This window comes from Janthinobacterium sp. GW460-12-1-14-LB5 (assembly GCF_059423585.1).
The window spans coordinates 33,785-55,687 of the sequence record NZ_JBWKYD010000010.1; the positions used below are offsets into that span (position 1 = coordinate 33,785).

At 62.5% G+C, this 21,903-nt stretch carries 15 protein-coding genes; 8 read left to right on the plus strand and 7 right to left on the minus strand.

Features of this window, described 5'->3' with window-relative positions:
• Window positions 1–3: 3 nt before the first annotated feature.
• From AC07X6_RS12105 to tssF, 7 genes are all read right to left on the minus strand, one after another.
• Window positions 4–483 (minus strand): GNAT family N-acetyltransferase, encoded by a 480-nt coding sequence (locus AC07X6_RS12105; protein ID WP_494791117.1) that lies wholly within the window; start codon window positions 481–483, stop codon window positions 4–6.
• Window positions 484–554: 71 nt separating this feature from the next.
• A complete protein-coding gene (locus AC07X6_RS12110; RefSeq protein ID WP_494791118.1) occupies window positions 555–1,682 on the minus strand; it encodes a T6SS immunity protein Tli4 family protein in 1,128 nt (375 codons plus the stop codon).
• Window positions 1,683–1,685: 3 nt separating this feature from the next.
• Window positions 1,686–3,539, minus strand: a complete 1,854-nt coding sequence (locus tag AC07X6_RS12115) for an esterase/lipase family protein (protein ID WP_494791119.1) — start codon at window positions 3,537–3,539, stop codon at window positions 1,686–1,688.
• Entirely contained in the window at window positions 3,536–6,130 is a 2,595-nt protein-coding gene (locus AC07X6_RS12120; RefSeq protein WP_494791120.1) for a type VI secretion system Vgr family protein, read from the minus strand. Before AC07X6_RS12120 ends, AC07X6_RS12115 begins: the two co-directional genes overlap by 4 nt.
• A 12-nt stretch (window positions 6,131–6,142) precedes the next feature.
• The gene (locus AC07X6_RS12125) at window positions 6,143–6,397 is read right to left on the minus strand and encodes a PAAR domain-containing protein (RefSeq protein ID WP_070289305.1); all 255 of its coding nucleotides are present in this window, start codon (window positions 6,395–6,397) and stop codon (window positions 6,143–6,145) included.
• 29 nt (window positions 6,398–6,426) lie between these two features.
• Entirely contained in the window at window positions 6,427–7,452 is a 1,026-nt protein-coding gene (gene tssG, locus AC07X6_RS12130) for a type VI secretion system baseplate subunit TssG (RefSeq protein WP_230539318.1), read from the minus strand.
• Entirely contained in the window at window positions 7,416–9,221 is a 1,806-nt protein-coding gene (gene tssF, locus AC07X6_RS12135) for a type VI secretion system baseplate subunit TssF (protein WP_494791121.1), read from the minus strand. Before tssF ends, tssG begins: the two co-directional genes overlap by 37 nt.
• A 175-nt stretch (window positions 9,222–9,396) precedes the next feature.
• Here tssF and tssK point away from each other — a divergent pair, with 175 nt between their 5' ends.
• From tssK to ureC, 8 genes are all read left to right on the plus strand, one after another.
• On the plus strand, window positions 9,397–10,743 hold the full coding sequence (tssK, locus tag AC07X6_RS12140; RefSeq protein WP_494791122.1) for a type VI secretion system baseplate subunit TssK: 1,347 nt from the start codon (window positions 9,397–9,399) through the stop codon (window positions 10,741–10,743).
• Window positions 10,744–10,943: 200 nt separating this feature from the next.
• Window positions 10,944–13,967 carry an ATP-binding protein gene (locus AC07X6_RS12145; RefSeq protein WP_494791123.1) on the plus strand — a complete coding sequence of 1,008 codons (3,024 nt, stop codon included), beginning with the start codon at window positions 10,944–10,946 and terminating at the stop codon, window positions 13,965–13,967.
• Complete coding sequence (locus AC07X6_RS12150; RefSeq protein WP_494791124.1) at window positions 13,964–16,129, plus strand: sensor histidine kinase; 2,166 nt, start codon at window positions 13,964–13,966, stop codon at window positions 16,127–16,129. Before AC07X6_RS12145 ends, AC07X6_RS12150 begins: the two co-directional genes overlap by 4 nt.
• Window positions 16,130–16,303: 174 nt before the next feature.
• Entirely contained in the window at window positions 16,304–18,514 is a 2,211-nt protein-coding gene (locus AC07X6_RS12155; RefSeq protein WP_230539323.1) for an EAL domain-containing response regulator, read from the plus strand.
• A gap of 154 nt (window positions 18,515–18,668) precedes the next feature.
• Window positions 18,669–19,511 (plus strand): urease accessory protein UreD, encoded by an 843-nt coding sequence (locus tag AC07X6_RS12160; protein ID WP_494791125.1) that lies wholly within the window; start codon window positions 18,669–18,671, stop codon window positions 19,509–19,511.
• A 25-nt stretch (window positions 19,512–19,536) separates the two neighbouring features.
• On the plus strand, window positions 19,537–19,839 hold the full coding sequence (locus AC07X6_RS12165) for an urease subunit gamma (RefSeq protein WP_034751936.1): 303 nt from the start codon (window positions 19,537–19,539) through the stop codon (window positions 19,837–19,839).
• A gap of 23 nt (window positions 19,840–19,862) precedes the next feature.
• Window positions 19,863–20,192: an urease subunit beta gene (locus AC07X6_RS12170; RefSeq protein WP_219306870.1), complete on the plus strand. Its 330-nt coding sequence runs from the start codon at window positions 19,863–19,865 to the stop codon at window positions 20,190–20,192.
• Between the two features lies 1 nt (window position 20,193).
• The gene (gene ureC, locus AC07X6_RS12175; protein ID WP_494791126.1) at window positions 20,194–21,894 is read left to right on the plus strand and encodes an urease subunit alpha; all 1,701 of its coding nucleotides are present in this window, start codon (window positions 20,194–20,196) and stop codon (window positions 21,892–21,894) included.
• Window positions 21,895–21,903: the final 9 nt, after the last annotated feature.

Genomic DNA, 21,903 nt, shown 5'->3' on the forward strand with positions numbered 1-21,903 from the left:
GGTTCAGGCGGGCGTCAACTCCTTTTCCATCGCCACGCTGGCCAGGCTGATGCCGCTGGGATGCGCATACGCTTCTGCGCGCAAGGCAACAAAACCGGCGGCCCGGTAAAACGGTTCCGCATTGAGCGAGGCGGACAGGTGCAGGCGCGCGATGCCGCGGCCGCGCGCCAGCTGCTCCAGCGCCGCCAGCAGGCGCTTGCCGATACCGAGTCCCCCGTGGGCGGGATCGACGAATACGGCATCGACTTCCTGCTTGTCCGCATCGAGCATGGCATAGCCGGCGATGGCCTCGTCCTGCATCGCCACGATGCCGCCGCCGGCAGCCAGCATGGCCGCATACGATGCCGGCACGGGCGTAGCTGTCCAAACAGTTATTTGCTCCGGCGCATAATGCGTGGCGCAGCTGACGCGCACGGCCACCGTGCGCAGGGCCCACAGGGCATCGATATCGTCGGGCAGGGCGGGGCGCAGGGTGATGGGCATGGCGGCTTTCCGGGCAAAAGGAGCATGCTAGCGCAATGGCTGGCACGGCGCCAGCATGAGTTTGTCAATTGTCACTGCGCCGGCTTGTCCGGATCGATGTAATACGAACCCGGCGGCGCACCCGGCACTTTCACCCGGAACTTCAGGCCCGACAGCAGCTTGTCCCACAAGGCGATCGCCTCTTCGTCGGTCAGCGACGCGGCTTCGGCGGCGCCGACCATGTTGTGGGCGACTTTGGTGTACATGGATGCCTCCAATACCGCTGGATAGGCGATATCGCGCGGCGTACCGACCAGCGTCCATTCAAAATCATGCACGCCATCGGTACGCCGTATCAACGATTCCTCGCCATGCCAATGCTGCACGTCACGCTTGCCTTCGCGTAGCAGAGTACGAGGAGGGTAGTTCTTGCCTTGCTGGTCTTTCGCTTCCTGGATGCGAGCAAGTAATGATAATTTCCCGCGTACTTTTGCATCATATTCGGCAGGAGGATAATCGCCGTAGGCATCTTTATTCGCAGTGATGGAAAATGTTACGTCTGGCAGGCTGGGAAAATACAGACCTGCGTCCGCCATTTCTTGATTGTCATACTTGTTGTCGCTCATGAAACCACCTTCTAAACAATGACCGGGTTCGGTAGGAATTTCATCTTGGTGACGCAGGCGCAGACTATTCGCGCGCATTAACTGTGTGGTAGCCGCACTTTTAACCGTTCCACCTCTGGGGATGGAGCCGGTAAGAACGAATGTGATATCTCCTTTGTTGACATACGTACTGAATAAAACATTGCCATCTTCTTTGGAAAATTTATTGTCAAAATAGCGAAATTGCCAGCTATTTTCTATGGGGCCATTTTCGTTGGATATGATTTCAGAAGACTGGCTATTCATCTTTATTTTTCTTATGTCTTCTGCTATTTTTTCATCTTTTGCAAAAATTCCGCCTTTTATAACTTCAATTCTTGACGGGGATGATATATTCCCGTATATCAATTCGGCCTCCTTTGGGATTTCTATAGCGTAACGTCCGAAACAGACAATTTTTGTTTTTAGAAAAAGTACTTCAAGACGTTTGCTAATTTTTAAATTGTCAGGCATCTGGAGTTCCTTATCTAAATTTTTTTGTGTGCATCCGGAAATAAATGTGATCATCACAAATGTGATGATTGAAATTTTCTTCATTTTAGTTTTATTCCACATGATTTAATCCCACTTTGCTTTTTTGGAAATTTGGACGATAGAATAAAGCATAGATGCGAGTACATTTAAATCGGCGTAACTATTCTGGTGTTCATAACCAGTCGCTGCCGCCATGCCGTGTACGAACAATGTACCCGTGATGTGTTGAGCAGAACGATCTGATGGTACGGTTCCGTCACCGCGTGCACTAGCTGGCTGTAGCTGCAATTTTAAGCGTTTCCCTCCAGCTTGGACGAGGAGTTGCCCCTTGCTATCATCTTCAAGTAATTTCCATTTTTCAGGTAGCGGCTCAAATTTATTCCATGGATCGTTAGAGCCGCTGTGCAGACCGTCAATTAATTTAAATACGACATCACCATAACTTAAGAAATTCCTCGATGCGCAATAGCTTGCATAAGTGTTAGGGTGAAATGTTTTTTCTATGGATGATAGAAATTCTGCGGCTAATTTTAATCGGTTCATTACCATTTCTAAGCCGCCTCCATTATCAGATGATATGCGTGCCGGATTTACCCAGTTTGGATTGATTAGTCGCCACCACGCGGTGGGTTGCTGAAGGTAAATGCTTTCCAGTGCAGTGGCCTTATCGCGAGGCCAGCTCCATAAGATTTTATCCTGTGCATCTACAATTTTCAGCCAATTCTGGCCATATGCCACGCCTGGCATCATTTCCAATGGCGCCGGTGCGTTAGCCAGAATGGCGGTAGCATGTACACCATTGATTCCTAGAATACTGGCCTCTATTTCGGCAATGGAACCTTCTCTTTCCTGAAAACCAAAACGCATGCGTTTATACGCTCCTGCGGCGCCAATGGTCGGCATCACGTTGTGATAAATGCCGAGGATTTTCACATCCTTATCGTCAAGCATATTTCCATAGCAGGGGTGTATCAACGCCCTGGCCAGCAAACCACCCATGCTGTGCGTGACGAGAATGACTTCACTACATTTGAATCCGCGTTTTTTGTAGCCTTTGACTAGGCCGCGTATTCTCTCTGCAATGGTGATAGCAGATTCACCATTGCTCTTTATGAAGTTGTAGCCCATCGCGTGCACGGGATACCAACAGGGCGAAATTTTCTTCAAGTCGTTGACATTAATGGCCTTGCCAGATGACGCACCAAAAGTTGTTGGGTCTTGCATTAGCATGGCACCAAGGCCACTTCTCCTGTGCCAGAACGGATGTACTTCTCCATTGGAAATCATATTGTTTAGATGCTGCTCTGTGGTGCGCAACATGGTTCCGTATGCGCCGTCGAAAAGCACCTCACTCCACCCGCGCCAGCGTGCTATTTGGGCGGGACTTTGACGGGCGCGTGCTTGAGCTTGCAATGGTCCCGTTCCTGGAGATATTCCATAGGATCCAATCAAGGGTGGGATGGGGAAAAGACTATCTGGCACATTTTGATGCCGCGCATCTGCGGCTTTGGTTTCCGCACCATCTGGATCGAAGCGGCTGTTGCTCTCGGTATAGTGGTAATACTCGACTTCGGTTTCTGTGGGATCGAACACCAATTGACGCTGCCGTGGCGACGCATCTTTGAACCAGCCACCCAGGCCATTGCTTGTGAGGACAGCGGCCTTGCCTCCTGCCCCCATCATATCGTCTGGCCGCCAAGCCCGATTGTCTGGACGGCGCAATTCTTCTTGGCGAACCCTGCTCATCCGCAGATTGCTCCCCATCACGCCTGGCAGGAAGATGACAGGAATGACTTTGCCTGGCGGCACGGTGACGTCGTGTCGCGCGGTATCTTTCGTTTCCGTCATCGAAACGGCAAGTTCCGCCCACCCTCCCACGCCCTGACTAAATTTTGCAGGATGATTGCCGCGCTTATTCAAGTCATCACATTTGCTCATGGCAGTTCTCCCTTGTATCGAATCACATAGCTGTCCATGCCCGTGGATTTTTGTAGTTGCGTGGAACCGTCTTCGGCGCTTTTTCCGGCCACGTTGCCGTCATCGCGCAGAATTTCAAAAGCAAGGCCAACGGCTGGCGTATCGTCGGTATTCACCAGCAGGACCTCCTGGTCAAAACTGCTGTGTGGCCGGTCATTGAATTCCTGCGACACGCTCTTCGGCGCCAGGGTTTCCAGGTTGCCGTTGAAGAGCACGGGTGAGGAGGTGAAGAACTGCACCTTGTCGCTGATTTCCAGCATGTGGTTGGCGCCGTGCAGGCGCACTCCTTTCTTGCCCTTGATGTCGACCCAGTCCGCTTCGCTGATCAGCGACAGTACTTTCCGGGCGAGGATTTCCACCTCGTCGTTCTGGGCCTGGATGGCTACCTTGCCGCTGGCCGCGATCAGTTTCATGCCGGCCTTGTGCACGAACAGGTTGAAGGTTTTGGCGATGCTGGCAAACATGCTGTCGCCGCTGGCGAGTGAAATATGCTTGCTGCTGGTGAGCGCCACATGCTCGCTGGCGGCCAGGTGGATGGACTGGGCCGTGCTCAGTTCGATGCCTGCCGGGCTGGCCAGCAGCAAATGTGGTTCGGACAGTTCCGGGAAGTCGCCGCCGCTGCCCTTGATGGCGGCGTTTTGCCGTTGGATGGCGTCGGCCACGGCGCCTTGCTGTGCGGTACTGTCTTGCGCGCCTGCGTCGACGGCCATGCCGGCCAGTCCCTCGTGCAGTTGGCGTGCCTGCGCCAGGCGGGACTGCGTTTCGTCGAGCTGTTTGACCGATCCATTTCCTGCTGATGTTTCTGTGGTGATCAGCATGCCTTTGGCGGCGCGCAGGGCGCCCCAGGCATTGCTGGCCAATTCAAAACCCGCGCCGCGCGCTTCCTTGCGGCCGGCATTGTCGTCGATGCGCGTGATGTTGCCCAAGGAAAGCCGGCTGTCCTGGTGTTCGCTGCGCAGCTGTGCCTGGATCGCGCCCTTGGTATCGTCGAGCACCAGATGGTTGGCGCTGCGGGCGCCCAGTTCGCGGCTGCGCACGCCGGACAGCGCGCGCTGCTGAGGCAGTTGCCACGGCGGCGGATTGGCGCTGTTGTAGACCACGCCGATGACGATGGGATGGTCGATATTGCCGTCCTGAAATTGCACGACCACTTCCTGGCCCACGCGGGGCAAGGCGATCTGTCCCATTTGCGCTCCCGCCATCGGCATCATGACTCTTATCCATGGCGAGCTGCGTTCATCGAATGTACCCAGGCGGTCCCAGTGAAATTGCAGGCGGATGCGTCCCAGGGCGTCGGTATGGATTTCTTCCCCGGCCGGCCCGACCACCAGCGCCGTCTGCACGCCGGCGACGATGCATGGCGTGCTGTTGTAGCCGCGGCCCGGCCGCCAGCGGATGTCCCGCCGCACGCATACGAGCGTGTTCGCATAATCCGATGGCGCGCTGGGGCCTGCCTGATAGTTATTGCTGGCGATATGCTCGGCTGACAGGATCAGGTATTCGCGTTCGGCAATACTGTCTGGGCGCTCCTGGCCAGGCTGATAGCGTTTTTCCTCGGCGCTGAAATGCCCATCGAGCCGGAAACAAAGGCCGGGCTGTGCGCCACGGTGATTGCCTGCCGCCTCGAAATACTGGCGCAGATGGTCGCTTTCTTCCATGCGGCGCTGTGCCAGGGATTCCCCATCATCGACATTCTTGTAGCCATAGGCGCCCGTGTTTTCATACAGTTCGTGGGCAAATACGTCGCCCTGGCGATTCAGCGAGTAGCCGCTGGCAAGGCGTGGCTGCGGATTCTTATAGTCGAAACTGGCCAAGGTCAGCTGCCCGGAGCCGATCCGGCGCACGGCTTGCCATTGTTGCAAGCCATCGTCCTCCAGGGAACCCGACTCGGAGTGGAAACGTATGGCGCCGTCGCCGGATGCCGTGGCGATCATGTCCGCCAGGGTGCTGTTATCTGCGAGCCACAAGGTATGGCCATCGGCACGGTGCTCGTACCAGTAATGCCAGCCAAGGGCTTCCCAGCGCCGGTGCAGGTGGTTGTAGTCGGTTTCATTGTGCTGGTTGGCGCAGGTGATCTGCGGATCGTCGCCATGGATGTTGGTTTTCCAGTCGCGCTGCCCGTAGTGCGCAAACGTTGTTTCGGTCAGCTGCATCACGCTTTGGCCATGAAAGGAGACGTTGTCCTGGCGCAGCCGGGCAAAGGCCAGCCATGGTTGCAGCACCATGCGGTACCAGGCAAAGCCGCCGTCGGCGCGCAGCAGGCAAAACTCGCCCACATAGCCGTTAAAGTGGCGCAGCGTGCCATCGTCGCGCACCATGGAAATGGTCACCATGCGGCCCATCATGGCCTTGAGCGCGATGTGCGCGTCGTCCGACAGCAGCTCGGCTTCGAAACGGAAGTCGCGCGATACTTCTTCCCTGGCAGACAGCGAATTGACCAGCAGGATGGCGCCGGCTGGCCCATCGTCATGGGGGAACTCGATTTTCAGCAGGCGCCGCTCTTGCGCGGCGAGGTCGAAGACCGATAGCGCCGCCTGTGTGCTTGCATGCATGGCCGGCCTCCGCTATAGCGATGTGATCAGGCGGGCACCGCAGGCGGTGGCATCGCCGTCATAGGCGTACGGCTTGCCCATGTGTTTTGCGCCGGCGCCGTCCGGCGTGATGGGGAAGCTGCCCTTGCACTTGGGGCAGAAGGTTGTGTCGTCGGCCAGCGCCGCCGTCTTCCCCATCACGGTGCTGCCCGACGATGCGCTGGTGACCTTGCCGCCGTGATCGGTTGCGTCTCCGAGCCGGATGACGCCGCGTCCCGCATGTTTCATGCTTGCCTCGCTTTCCAGAGATGAATTGTTCAATCCAGCTGCAGCAAATAACGCACTTCGGCGCCGCGCACCTTGCCTTGCGCCGTCTGCAAGAACGTCGTCCAGCCCAGGCGCCGTCTTTCTGAAGGGCTGGCGCTCAGGAGCAGGGGCCCGATGCACGGCGGGCTCAGTATCAGCCGCACTTCATATTGCAAGTCCGGGACGCCAAACAGCGCCAGCATCTTTGCCAGTGCCGCCGCACCTGCGCTGCGCGGCAGGAAGCGCTGCAGGCCGGCCGGATCCAGCGGGCCGATATGCAGGCAGATGCGCATGTCCTGGCGCCACAGCCGCAGGCCCACGGTTGCGCCGCGCGCCAGCGTAAAGTTGACACTGCCCAGCAGGCTGCGCCGGTCTTTTTCCAGATAGTCCCAGCCACCGACAAATTGTTGCAGGGCGACGGGGACGCCGCAGTACTCGGCCAGCACGGGGCCTATCGCTTGCGCGGAGACGGGGCGGCAGCGCAGCAGACCCGCGTACCAGGCCGCCACGTCCTGCGTCACGGCGCCGGCTTCGCCGCTTGACGGCAGCGCATCGCGCTGCACGCCGGCCAGTGCCGACAACAACAGTAGTTGCTCGTCTTTTGCCTGGGTCTGGAGCATGGATTCCAGCCGATACTTTTCACACGCCTGGTAATACAGCGCGACCATGCGGTGCGAAAAGATCTCGAGGAAGGCCGAGACGCCGGCGTCCTTGCTCGACAAGCGGTAGGCGGCGATGCGTTCCGAGTGATGCAAGGGCAAGGTGCCGCCGACGCCCAGAAAGCGCATGAACGCCGGTATCAGGATCAGCTGTTCATTCTCGTCGAGCGAGAGCCGCTCGATTTCACTGGCCGGAAAACTCAAGGACAGGCTGTTTCTGAAGCGCAGCACCTGGCCGAAGGCTTGTGCATGGGACACGTTCTGCTGACGTAGCCAGCACAGCAGAATACGCACCGCCTGCACGAACTGATAGCGGTACGGCTCGGCGAACAAGTGTTGGACTACACCAGATTCTGCAATCCGCTTCTTGGTTTGCATCGGATCAGCTCCTCTCCGCTTTGCAGTGACAGCACCACCAGTTCAATGAAACTGTTGATTTGCACATACAGGCCAAGGAAGTGATCGATCACCTGCACAAACAGGTGCATGCCGCTGCCGATAAAGGCTTCTTCGTCCAGCGTGATGCGCACTTCCACGCCGTGCGCCAGCGAGGTGCCGCGCCTGTGCCGCAGCCATGTCGTAGTCGGCGCGTGAGCCAATGCAACAATGCCGCCGATCTGGCGCTGCGAGGTGGCCGATTGGGACAGGTCATACAGCGTCAGCATTTCGCGCAGCGCCGGCAGGCCCTCCTGGACCAGCGCGTGATGATTCAGCGCCAGGTGCGAAATCAGGCGCCAGTGCAGGCCCGCGCCCGGTGAAAAGCGGCGCGGCTGGCTGGGACGCCGCAGCATGTGCAGTGCCGGCCCGCCAGCGCATGGCTGCAGGTCTCCTTGCGGCTGGCCATATTTGAGTGCCAAGGGAAGATCGCGGTTGCTGCATGTCAGCGACAGCGACAGGCTGGCCTTTTCATGGATCAGTGGATGGAAGTCGCCATCGACCAGCGAAATTTTCTTTTCGTGACCAGGGCTCTTGATGGCCAACGCCGTATCGTGGCGCATGATCCAGTAATGGCCTTGTTGCGCCGGCCCCTCGCCATGGCGCAGGCTATACAGGGGGCGAAATTCGCTCAGCGTGCTTTCGCCTCCCCGTTGGCGCAGCAAACGCACCGCATCGACAGTGACGACTTCGTAGCCATGCGCATGGGTGGCATGTGCCAGCACGGAGTAGTCGGTTTTCTGCCGGGTGACGGAGATCGGTACGCCTTCCTGGCGGAAGAGATTGACCGCCGGACTGCAGCCCAGCTTCAGGTTTTCGCTGGAAATGCTGGACAACATGCGGGCCGCGGCGGAATCGGGCCGCAAACCGGCCATGCACAGATGCAGGGTGAAGCGCTGGCAAGCTGGCGGCAGGGCCGCGCCCAGCGCCGCGACATCGATGTCAAAGAAATTGAATTTTTCCGGATACGCAAAATACTCGCTCAGGATGCGGTAGGCAGGCTGCGAACGGGCGCCAAAAGGTAGCAAGGCATCCGTGTCGGCGAAGCCGACGGGCGTCAACGGCACGGCGGGCAATGCCGTCCATTGCGCCGCCTCGGTCGACACAAAAGCGCAGACTGTCTGCATGAACAAGGCATCGCGCAATGCGGCGCAAAAAGAAGCTTCGCCATCGATGAAGACGCGCAGCGATGCGGGTGCCGCACCGAGATGCCGGAGGCCGATGTTCAGCGAGGAACTGGCCGATACTGGCAAGCGCAAGCCCGGCGGCGCCTTGATCATCGCATCGAAAACGGCGCTGTCCAGTACCGATGCGCCGGTCGTCAGGTCATAGACCGTCTTGAAGCGGCAGCGCACGCCGCGCACGGGCGCTGCATCCATTTCACTGCCGGCCGGCAGGTGCAAGACGCCCGCGCCAGCCGCTGGGGCGCAATGGCGCACGATGCTGCAGGATGGAACGGGGCGCAGATAATGCGGGAACAGGGCTTCGAACAGGGCTTCGGTAAATTGCGGATAGTCGTCATCGAGCCGTTTCGAGATGCGTGCCGCCAGCATGGCCACCGATTCGATCAAATGTTCCACGTGCGGGTCTTCGCACGACTCGCCGGACATGTGCAATTTGCCGGCGATTCTCGGATAGCGTTCGGCAAACTCGCGGCAATGCCGCCGCAACATCACCAGCTCGCGCTCGAAATACGGCAGCAAGTCCTCCATCTCTCTTTTCCTGTGTCTTGGCGGCGGAATGGCCAGTATCCGAGCGTTTGCTCCAAGGTAAATTGCGTTTGCACAAATAATTGAACAGGGTTGCTGCGCAACATCAAGGACGTTCAAACTGACAACATCAGACTGGCAAGGCAGCATGATTCCAATGGTCAATATGGAGAACGCCATGACATTGCCATCCAAATTACTCTGGTCCGAAGGCCTGGCCATCGGTCCCCAGCAATTCCAGCAGCTGGACCGCTACCATGAAGCGCGCCTGCAACGTCTGGCTTCATTGATGAATCCCCATTTATGGGGCGTGCATGGCATCAGCTGGAACGCGGATGCGCTGGCCAACAATAGCTTGCGGGCGGATGCCATGTCGCTCGTCTTTCAGGATGGAGAACTGTTTGACGCGCCGCTTGGCGATATATTGCCCAGTGCGGTTGACCTGTCCAGGCTGCCTGCCAGCGAACATAGTTTTACGTTTTATGCCGCGCTGCCCGCGCTGCAGGCACATGGCGGCAATGTGAGCTCAGCGGGCGCCCGCTATGTCCAGGCGGATATCGAAACCCCGGATCTGTACAGCGAGGCAGTCAGCATAGACGTCGCTTACCTGAAGAAACGCGTGTATCTGCTGTCGCAACTGGATCCCCTGAACGATTACCTTGCCATCCCGGTGATCCGTTTGTACCGCGCTGGCAACGGCAGCTTTGACATCGATGCCGCCTTCATGCCGCCTGGCCTGACCATCAGCGCCGATCCCTCGCTGCAGAAACTGCTCGATTCGCTGATCGACCGCATGGGCGCGAAAATTGAAGCGCTGTACAGCCGCCACCGTCAGCCCGGTAACAATACGGTGGAATTTCATGGCGGTGATGTTTCCTCGTTCTGGATGCTGCATACCTTGAGCACGGCCAGCGCCATGCTCAGTCATTGCGCCAGCTACCGGCGCCACCATCCCGTGTATCTGTTTGAAAAATTGATGGCGTTGGCCGGCGGCTTGATGACGTTTTCAAAAAAATACACGCTGAGCGACCTGCCGTCTTATTCTCACGATGATGCGGCTCCCGGTTTCGGCAAGCTCGATGGCATCATTCGCGACCTGATCGATACGGTGCTCCTGTCGCGCTACTTCCCGATTCCCCTGTCCAACGATGCGCAACAAAACACCCACTATCACGGTTTGCTCGATGCCAAGCGGATAGACCGCCAGACCGAACTCTGCCTGGCGGTAAACGCCGATATGCCGGCGCTGGAACTGGTTGCCACGGTACCGTTGCAGTTCAAGATTTCATCTCCGGACAATATCGAACTATTGCTGGCCCGGGCGCTTCCGGGTGCCGAGTTGCGCCATATGGCCCAGGTTCCCGCGGAAGTGCCGGTGCGGCCGAACACGTATTATTTTTCCATCGATAGCAAGGGCAGCATTTATGACAGCATGATCAAGGCACAGGCGATTGCGATTTACGTGCCGGCCGGCATAAAAGGGCTGAAGCTGGAATTGTTCGGTATCAGCGGCACGGCTGCATAACGATGACGGGTGTATTGTCAAATGATTGTCCTAAGCAATAGACTTGCCCCTGCAGTTGACGTTATCATGTTTTTGTAAGTGTCGGTGGCTGAATGGCCGGCGCATAGGTGAAACATGGTGACAGGCGAGGGTGAGCATGGGCATGGCGAATGATGCGTGAGGTGTCTGGCGGCTTGCGGCCTGGCGGCGGAAGGGCGGCGGTGCGCCGCTGTGGCCGCGCATTGCTGCTGGCGTTCTGTGCCGCCGCGGCGCCTGCCGCCTTGCCGGCATCGGCGCCGGCCGCTGCGCCGCCGCACCAGGGCCAGCGCGTGCTGTTCCTCAACGCTTACGATTACGGCCGCGCCGGCGTGGAATCGTACACGCGCACCTATGTGGCCGCCATGGTGGCTGCGGGCCTGGCCAGCGAAGACATCATGGTCGAGCACCTGAGCCTCAATACCCAGGGCGACCCGGCGCTGCGCAATGAGATGCGGGATTTGTTGCTTTTAAGATACACGCAGATGATGGGACGCAAGGCCGACCTGATCATCGCCATGCAGCAGCCGGCGCTCGATTTTTTGCTGTCGGACCTGGCGCCGCTGGCGCGCGGCGTGCCCGTGCTGGCGATTAATACCTCGGGCAAGGCCTTGCCGGCCGGCAGCCCGCTGGCCATCTGGCAGCAAAAGGCGAATGTGGATTTTCCCGGCACCCTGGCGCAGGCCATGGCGCTGTTTCCGGACACCAAAACCATCGTCATGGCCGTCGGCGCCAGCGAGGCCGACCAGGCCTTGAAGCGCAACATGCAGCAGGCGGCGCTGGCGTGGCAGAGCAAGGTGGCCATGCGCTACCTCGATGATCTGACCCTGGCGCAGATGCGCGCGGCGGTGGCGCACCTGCCCGCCGATACCTTGCTGGTGGCGGGCAATGTGAACCGCGACGTGGCCGGCAATATCGCCACGCCCGTGCAGTTTTCCGCGCAACTGGCGCGGCTGGCGAATGTACCCGCCTTCGGCATGTATAACGCGACGGTCGGCAAGGGCATCCTGGGCGGCTCCATCCTGCACATCGAACAGGCCGCGCAGCAGGTGGCGCAGCTGTCGCTGGCAGTACTGGCGGGCAAGGCGCCTGCCGCGCCGGGCGCCTTGCTGCCGCCGGCCCGTCCCGTGCCCATGTACGACTGGGAGCAGCTGCAGCGCTGGGACGCCGACATCAGCCGCCTGCCGCCGCACACCCTGTTCTTCAACCGGCCGCCGCAGCTGTGGCATGAGCACCGCGTCGCCGTGCTGCTGGTGGGCGGCGTCTTCATCGTGATGGCCGGCTTGCTGAGCGCCTTGCTGCTGCAGCGGCGGCGCTTGCGCCGTGCCGAGCGCGAGGCGCGCGAGAGCGAGCAGCGCTTCCGCATCCTGGTCGAGCACGCGCCCGAAGCCATCGTCGTGTATGACCTGGACCTGGACCGTTTCGTCGACGCCAACAGCAGCGCGCAGCGCATGCTGGGCATGTCGCGCGAAGCGCTGCTGGCGCGCGGGCCGTTCGACCTGTATAGCACGGAGCAGCCCGACGGCCTGCCTTTGGGCCTGATGGTGGAAGAGCATTTGCGCCGCGCCATGCTGGGGGAGCCCATCCTCGTCGAGCGCCATGTGCGGCGCGCCGACGGCAGCATTTTCCCCTGCGAGGTGCGGCTGGTCAAATTGCCGATGGAAGGGCGGCGCCTGGTACGCAGCGGCATCGTCGACATTTCCGAGCGCAAGCATAGCGAGCAGGAATTGCTGGGCTACCGCGACCACCTGGAAGAGCTGGTGCAGCAGCGCACGGCCGCCCTGTCGGTGGCCGTCACCGAGGCCGAATCGGCGAACCGCGCGAAAAGCGTTTTTCTCGCCAACATGAGCCACGAATTGCGCACGCCCTTGAATTCCGTGATCGGCTTTTCGCAGATGATGGCCGATTCGAGCAGCATGTTCGAGGAAGAAAAGCATAACCTGGCGATCATCAACCGCGCCGGCCACCACTTGTTGACCTTGATCAACGATATCCTGGAATTGTCGAAGATCGAGGCGGGCCGCATGCAGCTGCAGGCGGGACCCGTGGACTTGAACGGCTTGCTCGACGAGGTGCTCGAAATGGTGCGCATGCGCTCGCGCGACCAGGGCATTGCCCTGCGGCTCGAGCGCTCCGGCGTGCCGCCGCTGGTGCGCCTCGATGGCGCCAAGCTGCGCCAGGTGCTGCTCAATTTGCTGTCGAATGCGCTCAAGTTCATCGAGCAGGGCAGCGTGACCCTGTCGCTGGCCTGCCAGGAGGGCGACGACGGGCAGCTGGCGCTGGTGTTTGCCGTGCGCGATACGGGCAGCGGCATCGCGGAACAGGACCTGGAACGCATCTTTGAACCGTTCGTGCAGGCCGACAGCGCCGTGGCGCAGGCGGGCACGGGGCTGGGGCTGACCATCTCGCGCGAATTCGTGCGCCTGATGGGCGGCGAGCTGCGCGTCGAATCGACCTTGGGCGCCGGTTCCCGCTTCAGTTTCGAGCTGCGCGCGCCGGTGCTGCAGCAGCCCGCCATCGCGGCGCTGGCGCCGGGCCGTGTGGCGCGCCTGCCGCCGGCCCAGCGCGGGCGCATGGTGCTGCTGGTCGACGATGACGACAACTGCCGCAAGCTGCTGGCCGGCTTGCTGGCGCCGCTGGGCTTCCAGCTGCACGAGGCAGCAGGTGGCGCGCAGGCGCAAGCCATGCTGGCGGCGCAGCGCTACGACATGGTGCTCAGCGACTGGCGCATGCCGGACATGGACGGCCTGGCGCTGACGCGCTGGCTGCGCGCGCAGCCGGCGCTGGTGCAGCCGCGCCTGGTGATCATGACCGCCTCCGCCTTCGAGGAAGAAAAGCAGGAGGCGCTGGCGGCCGGCGCCGACGGCTTCCTGCGCAAACCGATCGAGCAGGAACACCTGTTCGCCATGCTGGAGCAGCAGCTGGGCCTGCGCTTCCAGCGCAGCGCCGCCGCCGCGCCGCGCGCGCCGGCCGCCGCCTTCGACCTGCAGCGGGAGCTGGCCCAGCTGGGCGGGGCCGAACGGCAGGCGCTGCTCGAATCCGTGCAAGCCCTCGATTTGCGGCGCAGCGCCATCGTGCTGGCCGGCTTGGCGACCAGCCTGCCGCAGCTGTCCGCGCACATCGCCGCCATGCTGGAACAGCACCAGTACCAGCCGCTGTGCGCCTTGCTGGCGCAGCTGGCCAGCGAGCCGCAGGGTGAAGGCGCATGACCGTTCACGCACCCAAGGGCGAGCGCCTGGGCGGCGTATCCATCGTGCTGGCCGTCAGCGTGGCGCTGACCTTTGTCGTCACCGTGCTGCTGCTGGTGTTTGCCGTGCTGTTTTACCAGTCCGAACGCGAGCAGCGCTGGCAGCAGCTGCACCGCAGCCTGGCCATCAGCGCGGACCAGCTGGCCGTGGCCATCGAGCTGCCCTTGTGGAATCTCGATGAAAAGCAGATGCAGGCCATCATGCGCAGCACGCTGGGCAAGCGCGACCTGGTGGCCAGCTCCCTGACGCCGGGCATCGGCAAGGAAGCGCTGGTCCTGCGCCGCACTGCATCCGGCGCCATCGGCAGCTTTTCCTCGCTGTCCGCGGAACCTGGCTGGCTGGTGCAGCGGCGCCCCGTGACGATGGGCGGACAAGTCATCGGCAGCGTTGCCGTGTATGCGACGCCGGCCCTGCTGCACGCGCAGCTGCGCCAGCGCGCGCTGGGCATCGGCGCCATGATCGTGGCGCTCGACGTGATCCTGGTGGCCAGCATCTGGCTGCTGATGTGGTGTCTGATGCTCAAGCCCCTGAAGGCGATCGGCCAGTATGCGGCCGGCGTCAAGGCGGGACAGGGCGAAGCGTTCGGCACGCCGCCGAAAGCGTGGTTCCTGGGCGAGCTGCGCACCTTGTACCGTTCCATCCGCGACATGGTGGCGCTGCTCGACAGCCGCTACCGCGCCTTGCAGCGCAGCGAGGAGCGCGTGCAGATGGCCACCGGCGCGGCCAGCATCGGCATCTGGGACTGGAACGTCAGCAGCGACGCCTTGCAGTGGGATGAGCAGATGTACGCGCAGTTCAAGGCCGATGCGGACAGCTGCATGGCGCCGGCGGCGATCTGGCGCGCGGCGCTGGTGCCGGACGACGTGCCGGCCGCCAAGGAAGCCCTGCGCGCCGCGCTGGGCGCCGGCCAGGCGTTCACGCACGAGTACCGCATCCTGTGGCCCGATGGCGCCATCCGCTACATCAAGGCCGACGCCGTGATCTTCCGCGACGGCCAGGGCCGGCCCATGCGCCTGGTGGGGTCGAACTACGACATCACGGCGCACCGCGAGGCGGAACTGGAACTGCTGCGCCACCGCCATCACCTGGAAGAGCTGGTGGCCGAGCGCACGAGCGCCTTGTCGGTGGCCGTCAGCCAGGCGCAGGCGGCGAACCGCGCCAAAAGCACCTTCCTGGCCAACATGAGCCATGAACTGCGCACGCCCTTGAATTCCGTGATCGGCTTTTCGCGCCTGATGGCTGCCTCGCCGAACATGCAGGACGATGAAAAGCGCAACCTGGCCATCATCCACCGCTCCGGCAATCATTTATTGACTTTGATCAATGAAATCCTCGAACTGACGAAGGGCGAGGCGGGCCGCCTGCAGGCGCAGACGGCCGTGGTGGCGCTGGCGCCCCTGCTGCAGGAAGTGATGGACATGCTGGGCATGCGCGCCGAGCAGCAGGGCATGGCGCTGCGCCTCGATTGCGCGGACGTGCCGCCGGCCGTGCTGCTCGACGCGACGCGCTTGCGCCAGGTGCTGCTGAACCTGATGTCGAACGCCGTCAAGTTTGCCGGCGGCGGCGAGGTCGTCTTGCGCGTGCGCGGCGAACGGCGCGAGGGCGAACAATGGATGCTGTCGTTCGCCGTCAGCGACACGGGCATCGGCATCGCGCCTGAGGACCAGCAGCGCATCTTCGAACCTTTCGTGCAGGCCGACAGCGCGGGGCCGAAGGATGGCACGGGTCTGGGCCTGGCCATCTCGCGCGAATTCGTGCAGCTGATGAAAGGCGAACTGACGCTGGAGTCCAGGCCGGGGCAGGGCGCCACCTTCCGCTTCAGCATACCCGCGCAGGCGGCCGAGGCGCCCGTGCAGGCGTCCGTGCCGCTGCCGGCAGCGCCCGCGCACGAGGCCCCGCCGGCACTGCGGGCGCAGGACTTGCTGCTGCTGGCCGGGGAAGAGCGCGCCGCCTTGCTGGTGGCGCTGCGCGAATTGAACCTGGCCAGGGTGGCCCTGCTGCTGGGCGCCTTGCCGCCAGCGGCGGCGCCCGTGCTGGCACCGCTGCAAGCCATGCTGGACCAGCATCAGTACCGCCAGCTGTGCGACTTGCTGGAGAATGAGGGCGCGCTGGCGCCCGCGTAAAAGTGTGGGCTGACAACATCGTTTTCGCTGAAAAGACGGACTAAGTGGCGCCGATGGATGGTGCTAAATTGCAATAAAGATTATGATGATAATACGTAGTTCATCGCAAAGAAATGTCTTGTCCAGCGCGGCAACGGAGCGCCGCGCCTCATCCAAAGCTGAGAGAACTGCTACATGCACCGCGATTTTTCGGAAGTGAATTCGAAGGGCGAAGTACTGATCGTTGAAGATACGCCGGCTTCGCTGAAGCTGTTGAGCGATTTGCTCGGTGGCGCCGGCTATGCGGTGCGCCAGGCGCCGAACGGCGAACTGGCCCTGTGGACGGCCCAGGCGCGCCCGCCGGAGCTGATCCTGCTCGACGTGCGCATGCCTGGCCTCGACGGCTTTGAAGTATGCCGCCGCCTGAAGGAAATTCCATCGCTGAGCCAGGTGCCGGTGATCTTCCTGTCGGCGCAATACGATACGGACGACAAGGTGCGCGGCTTTGCGCTGGGCGCCGTCGACTTTATTGCCAAGCCCTTCCAGGCCGAGGAAATCCTCGCCCGCACCGATGCCCACGTGCGCCTGGCGCGGGCGCAGCTGCAGCTGGCGCAGGAGCGCGCCAACCTGGAGCGGCGCGTGGCCGAGCGCACGGCCGAACTGGAACAGGTGGCCAGCACCCTGGCGCGCGAAGTGCAGATCCGCCGCGCCAATGAAGAATTGCTGCGCCTGTCGGGCCAGGTCTTCGAAGCCACCCAGGACGCCATCCTGATCACCGACCCGGCCGGCGTCATCGTCACCGCCAATCCCGCGTTTACCCGCATCACCGGCTACGCGGCGCAGGAAGTGGTGGGCACGGACATCATGCGCCTGCATGCCGAATACACGGGCGAAGCGGTGCTGCTGGCCCTGCGCCAGGGCTTGCGCAGCAGCGGCTGCTGGTCGGGCGAGGTGCAGACGCGGCGCAAGAGCGGCGACACCTATCCCTGCCTGCTCAGCGCCTCCACCGTGCACGGCCCCGACGGCGCCGTCGTCAACTACATCGGCGTGTTCCTCGACATCAGCGAGCGCAAGGCCGAGCAGCACCTGATCGATTTCCTCTCCTACCACGACGCGCTGACGGGTTTGCCGAACCGCGTGCTGCTGCGCGAGCGCTTCGAACAGGCGCGCGCGAATGCCTTGCGCGACGGCCAGCAGGTGGTGCTGATGTGCCTGGACCTGGACCGCTTCAAGAACATCAACGATTCGCACGGCCAGGCCGTCGGCGACAAGGCGCTGCAGGTGGTGGCGCGTTTCCTGTCCGGCTGCGTGCGCGAGGGCGACACGGTGGTGCGCCAGGGCGGCGACGAATTCCAGATCCTGCTGCAGGACGATGCCCTGCTGGGCCGCACGCTGGCGCTGGCGCAAACCATCCTGGCCGGCCTGCGCGAAGAACTCAGCGTCGATGGCGAGCGCCTGGCGCTGACGACGAGCATCGGCATCGCCCTGTGCCCGGCCGACGGCGACAGCCTCGACGACGTGCTGCGCCACGCCGACACGGCCCTGGTGCGCGCCAAGGAAATGGGGCGCGACCATTACGCCTTCTTCACGGAGCGCATGGGCAGCGATATCCGCGCCCGCCTGGCCATGCAGCAGCAGCTGCGCGGCGCCATCGGCCGCGATGAATTCGAAGTGCACTACCAGCCGCAGATGTGCTTGCGCACGGGCGCCATGCTGGGCGCGGAAGCGCTGTTGCGCTGGAATAACCCTGTGCTGGGCAAGGTGCCGCCCGGCCTGTTCATTGCGCTGGCCGAGGAGTATGGTTCCATCACGGCCATCGGCGAGTGGGTGCTCGAAAGCGTCTGCGCGCAGATTCGCGTGTGGCACGATGCGGGCCTGGGCAGCATCAAGGTGGCCGTCAACCTGTCCGGCAAGCAGTTCGCGCAGGATCGCACCGTGCCTTTCGTCGAGGCGGCCCTGCGCAAATACGGCATCGCGCCCGCCTGCCTCGGCATCGAGATCACGGAAAGCACGGTGATGGGCGACCCGGACAAGGCCGTGGCGGCCCTGACGCGCCTGAAGGACATCGGCGTGGGCATTTCGCTCGACGACTTCGGCACCGGCTATTCCAGCCTCGGTTACCTGAAGCGCTTCCCCATCGACGTGCTGAAGATCGACAAATCCTTCGTTGACGACGTCACCACCAGCAGCAGCGACGCGGCCATCGCCCGCTCCGTCATCTCGCTGGCGCACAACCTCGACATGCGCGTCATCGCCGAAGGCGTGGAAACGCGCGAACAGGTCGATTTCCTGACGGAACACGGCTGCGATGAAATGCAGGGCTATTATTTCAGCCGCCCCCTCGCGGCCGCCCCATTCACGGACTTGCTGCGCGAACGGCGCACCCTGGCCGTGGCCCAGGCCTAAGTGCCGCGGTGCGGCCGATGCACCATTCCGGTGCGTCCGCCGCAGCGCGGTGCGTGATTCTCACTTTTCCTTCCCCTGACGCTGGCACATATCCTGCTTAGGTAATCGCTTATTTACGCGATTGCCCCGCATGCCAGACAGCAGCCATCCAGTCATGCCTACACCAGCCAGCGCACACGGCGCCTGGCAGGCGCAGCTGCGCCTGGGCTTCGCGCTGCACGATGGCGTCAGCCGCCTCGTCGAGCGCGCGCACAGCGGCCCCTTGCGCGTGCAAAAGCCCTTGTATCCGGAAGGCGACGGCGTCTGCCACGCCATCATCATCCATCCGCCCGGCGGCGTGGTGGGCGGCGACCAGCTGGCCGTCGATGCCACAGCGGGCGAGGGCGCGCACGCCTTGCTCACGTCGCCGGGCGCGGCCAAGTGGTACCGCGCCAACGGCCACGTCTCGGGCCAGCACATCGTGCTGCGCGCCGGCCGCGGCGCCGCCATCGAGTGGCTGCCGCAGGAAAGCATCTTCTTCGACCAGGCTTGCGTGCGGCTGCACCACGAGGTGGAACTGGCGCCGGACGCCGGCTACATCGGCTGCGACATCGTCTGCCTGGGCCGCAGCGCCGCGGGCGAAGTTTTTAATACGGGCAGCATCAGCCAGCAGGTGCAGATCCGCCGCGGCGGCAAGCTGCTGTGGTGGGAGCAGGGCGTGCTGGCCGGCGGCGGCCCGCTGATGGCCAGCCCGCTGGGCCTGGGAGGACATACGGTGTGCGCCACCCTGATCGCCGTCGGCACGCCCATCTCGTCATCCGTGCTGGCCGCCTTGCGCGAGATCAAGGTGCCTGCCGGCGCCGCGTTTGGCGCCACGCAGATGAAAGCGCTGGTCGCGGTGCGCCTGCTGTGCGGCGACAGCGAGGCGGCGCGCCGGATCATGCTGGCTGCCTGGCAGCTGCTGCGCCCCGCCATGCTGGGACGCGCCGCCGTCGTGCCCCGCATCTGGAACACTTAATCAGGAAAGAAGCGCAAGGAAAACCATGGACCTGACACCCCGCGAAAAAGACAAGCTGCTCATTTTTACGGCCGCGCTGCTGGCCGAACGGCGCCTGGCGCGCGGCTTGAAGCTGAATTACCCGGAAGCGGTGGCGCTGATCAGCGCCGCCATCATGGAAGGGGCGCGCGATGGCAAATCGGTGGCGCAGCTGATGTCGGACGGCACGAAGATTCTGTCGCGCGCCGACGTCATGGACGGCATCGCCGAGATGATCCCCGACATCCAGGTGGAAGCGACTTTCCCCGATGGCAGCAAGCTGGTGACCGTGCACCACCCGATACCGTAGTTTTTTTTGCGAAGGAGCCCCTCATGACCCCAGGCGAGTACCAGTTGGAAGAAGGCGAAATCAGCTTGAATGCCGGGCGCGCCACGGCCACCGTGGTGGTGGCCAACCGGGGCGACCGTCCCATCCAGGTCGGCTCGCACTTCCACTTTTTTGAAGTCAATCCGGCGCTGGCCTTCGAGCGCTGGCGCGCCTACGGCATGCGGCTGAACATCACGGCCGGCACGGCCGTGCGCTTCGAGCCGGGCCAGCAGCGCACGGTGGAACTGGTGGCGCTGGCGGGCGAACGCAAGGTGTTCGGCTTCAATGGCGCAGTGATGGGCGAATTGCAAGACACACCACCGGGAAAGGATTGAGATGGCCAGCATTCCCCGCAGCGCGTATGCCGAGATGTTCGGCCCCACCAAGGGCGACCGCATCCGCCTGGCCGACACGGAACTGTTCATCGAGATCGAGCATGACTACGCGATCTACGGCGAAGAGGTGAAATTCGGCGGCGGTAAAGTCATCCGCGACGGCATGGGCCAGTCGCAGCGCTGCGCGGCCGAGGTGATGGACACCGTCATCACGAATGCCGTCATCCTCGACCACTGGGGCATCGTGAAGGCCGACATCGGCCTGAAAAACGGCCTGATCTTCGGCATCGGCAAGGCGGGCAACCCTGACATCCAGCCCGGCGTCACCCTCGCCATCGGCGGCGCGACGGAAATCATCGCCGGCGAGGGCATGATCGTCACGGCCGGCGGCGTCGACACGCACATCCACTTCATCTGCCCGCAGCAGATCGAGGAAGCGCTGATGAGCGGCGTGACCACCATGCTCGGTGGCGGCACGGGGCCGGCCGTGGGCACGGCCGCCACCACCTGCACGCCGGGGGCGTGGCATCTGCACGCCATGCTGGCGGCCGCCGACGCCTTCCCGATGAACCTGGGCTTCATGGGCAAAGGTAATGTGAGCCTGCCGCTGCCGCTGGAAGAGCAGGTGCGCGCGGGCGCCATCGGCCTGAAACTGCATGAAGACTGGGGCAGCACGCCGGCCGCCATCGACAATTGCCTGTCCGTTGCCGACCGCATGGATATCCAGGTGGCGCTGCACAGCGATACCCTCAACGAGGGCGGCTTCCTCGAGCACACCCTGGCCGCCTTCAAGGATCGCACCATCCACACGTTCCACACGGAAGGGGCGGGCGGCGGCCATGCGCCCGACATCATCGCCGCCGTGGGCCAGTCCAACGTGCTGCCGTCGTCGACGAATCCCACGCGCCCGTTCACCGTCAACACGCTCGACGAGCACCTGGATATGCTGATGGTATGCCACCACCTGGACCCGGCGATTGCCGAAGACGTGGCCTTTGCCGAGTCGCGCATCCGCCGCGAAACCATCGCCGCGGAAGATATCCTGCACGACATCGGCGCCATTTCGATGATGTCGTCCGATTCGCAGGCGATGGGGCGGGTGGGCGAGGTGATCATGCGCACCTGGCAGACGGCGCACAAGATGAAGGTGCAGCGGGGGCCACTGGCGCCCGACACGGCGCGCAGCGACAATTTCCGCGCCAGGCGCTACATCGCCAAGTACACGATCAACCCGGCCATCACGCACGGCATTTCGCACGTGGTGGGGTCCATCGAGGCGGGCAAGATCGCCGACATCGTGCTGTGGAAGCCGGCGTTTTTCGGCGTCAAGCCGTCGATGATACTCAAGGGGGGCATGATCGCCGCCGCGCAGATGGGCGACCCGAACGCCTCGATACCCACGCCGCAGCCCGTGCACTACCGCATGATGTTCGGCGCCTTCGGCGGCGGCCTGAAAAAGTCGTTTACGTTTGTGTCGCAGGCGGCCTACGAGCTCGATATCGGGCACCAGCTCAAACTCAATAAATCCGTCATCGCCGTGAAAAACATGCGCGGCCTGCGCAAGCACGACATGATCCACAACGGCGCCACGCCGCACATGGAAGTGGACCCGGAAACCTACGCCGTGCGCGCCGACGGCCAGCTGCTCGTGTGCGAGGCGGCCGCCGTACTGCCGATGGCGCAGCGTTATTTTCTATTTTAAGGGGGAGAC

What these genes read in the sequence shown, in the direction of transcription:
- AC07X6_RS12105 (WP_494791117.1), bottom strand. Translation starts at nt 483, where the DNA reads ATGCCCATCACCCTGCGCCCCGCCCTGCCCGACGATATCGATGCCCTG.
- AC07X6_RS12110 (WP_494791118.1), bottom strand. Translation starts at nt 1,682, where the DNA reads ATGTGGAATAAAACTAAAATGAAGAAAATTTCAATCATCACATTTGTG.
- AC07X6_RS12115 (WP_494791119.1), bottom strand. Translation starts at nt 3,539, where the DNA reads ATGAGCAAATGTGATGACTTGAATAAGCGCGGCAATCATCCTGCAAAA.
- AC07X6_RS12120 (WP_494791120.1), bottom strand. Translation starts at nt 6,130, where the DNA reads ATGCATGCAAGCACACAGGCGGCGCTATCGGTCTTCGACCTCGCCGCG.
- AC07X6_RS12125 (WP_070289305.1), bottom strand. Translation starts at nt 6,397, where the DNA reads ATGAAACATGCGGGACGCGGCGTCATCCGGCTCGGAGACGCAACCGAT.
- tssG (WP_230539318.1), bottom strand. Translation starts at nt 7,452, where the DNA reads ATGCAAACCAAGAAGCGGATTGCAGAATCTGGTGTAGTCCAACACTTG.
- tssF (WP_494791121.1), bottom strand. Translation starts at nt 9,221, where the DNA reads ATGGAGGACTTGCTGCCGTATTTCGAGCGCGAGCTGGTGATGTTGCGG.
- tssK (WP_494791122.1), top strand. Translation starts at nt 9,397, where the DNA reads ATGACATTGCCATCCAAATTACTCTGGTCCGAAGGCCTGGCCATCGGT.
- AC07X6_RS12150 (WP_494791124.1), top strand. Translation starts at nt 13,964, where the DNA reads ATGACCGTTCACGCACCCAAGGGCGAGCGCCTGGGCGGCGTATCCATC.
- AC07X6_RS12155 (WP_230539323.1), top strand. Translation starts at nt 16,304, where the DNA reads ATGCACCGCGATTTTTCGGAAGTGAATTCGAAGGGCGAAGTACTGATC.
- AC07X6_RS12160 (WP_494791125.1), top strand. Translation starts at nt 18,669, where the DNA reads ATGCCTACACCAGCCAGCGCACACGGCGCCTGGCAGGCGCAGCTGCGC.
- AC07X6_RS12165 (WP_034751936.1), top strand. Translation starts at nt 19,537, where the DNA reads ATGGACCTGACACCCCGCGAAAAAGACAAGCTGCTCATTTTTACGGCC.
- AC07X6_RS12170 (WP_219306870.1), top strand. Translation starts at nt 19,863, where the DNA reads ATGACCCCAGGCGAGTACCAGTTGGAAGAAGGCGAAATCAGCTTGAAT.
- ureC (WP_494791126.1), top strand. Translation starts at nt 20,194, where the DNA reads ATGGCCAGCATTCCCCGCAGCGCGTATGCCGAGATGTTCGGCCCCACC.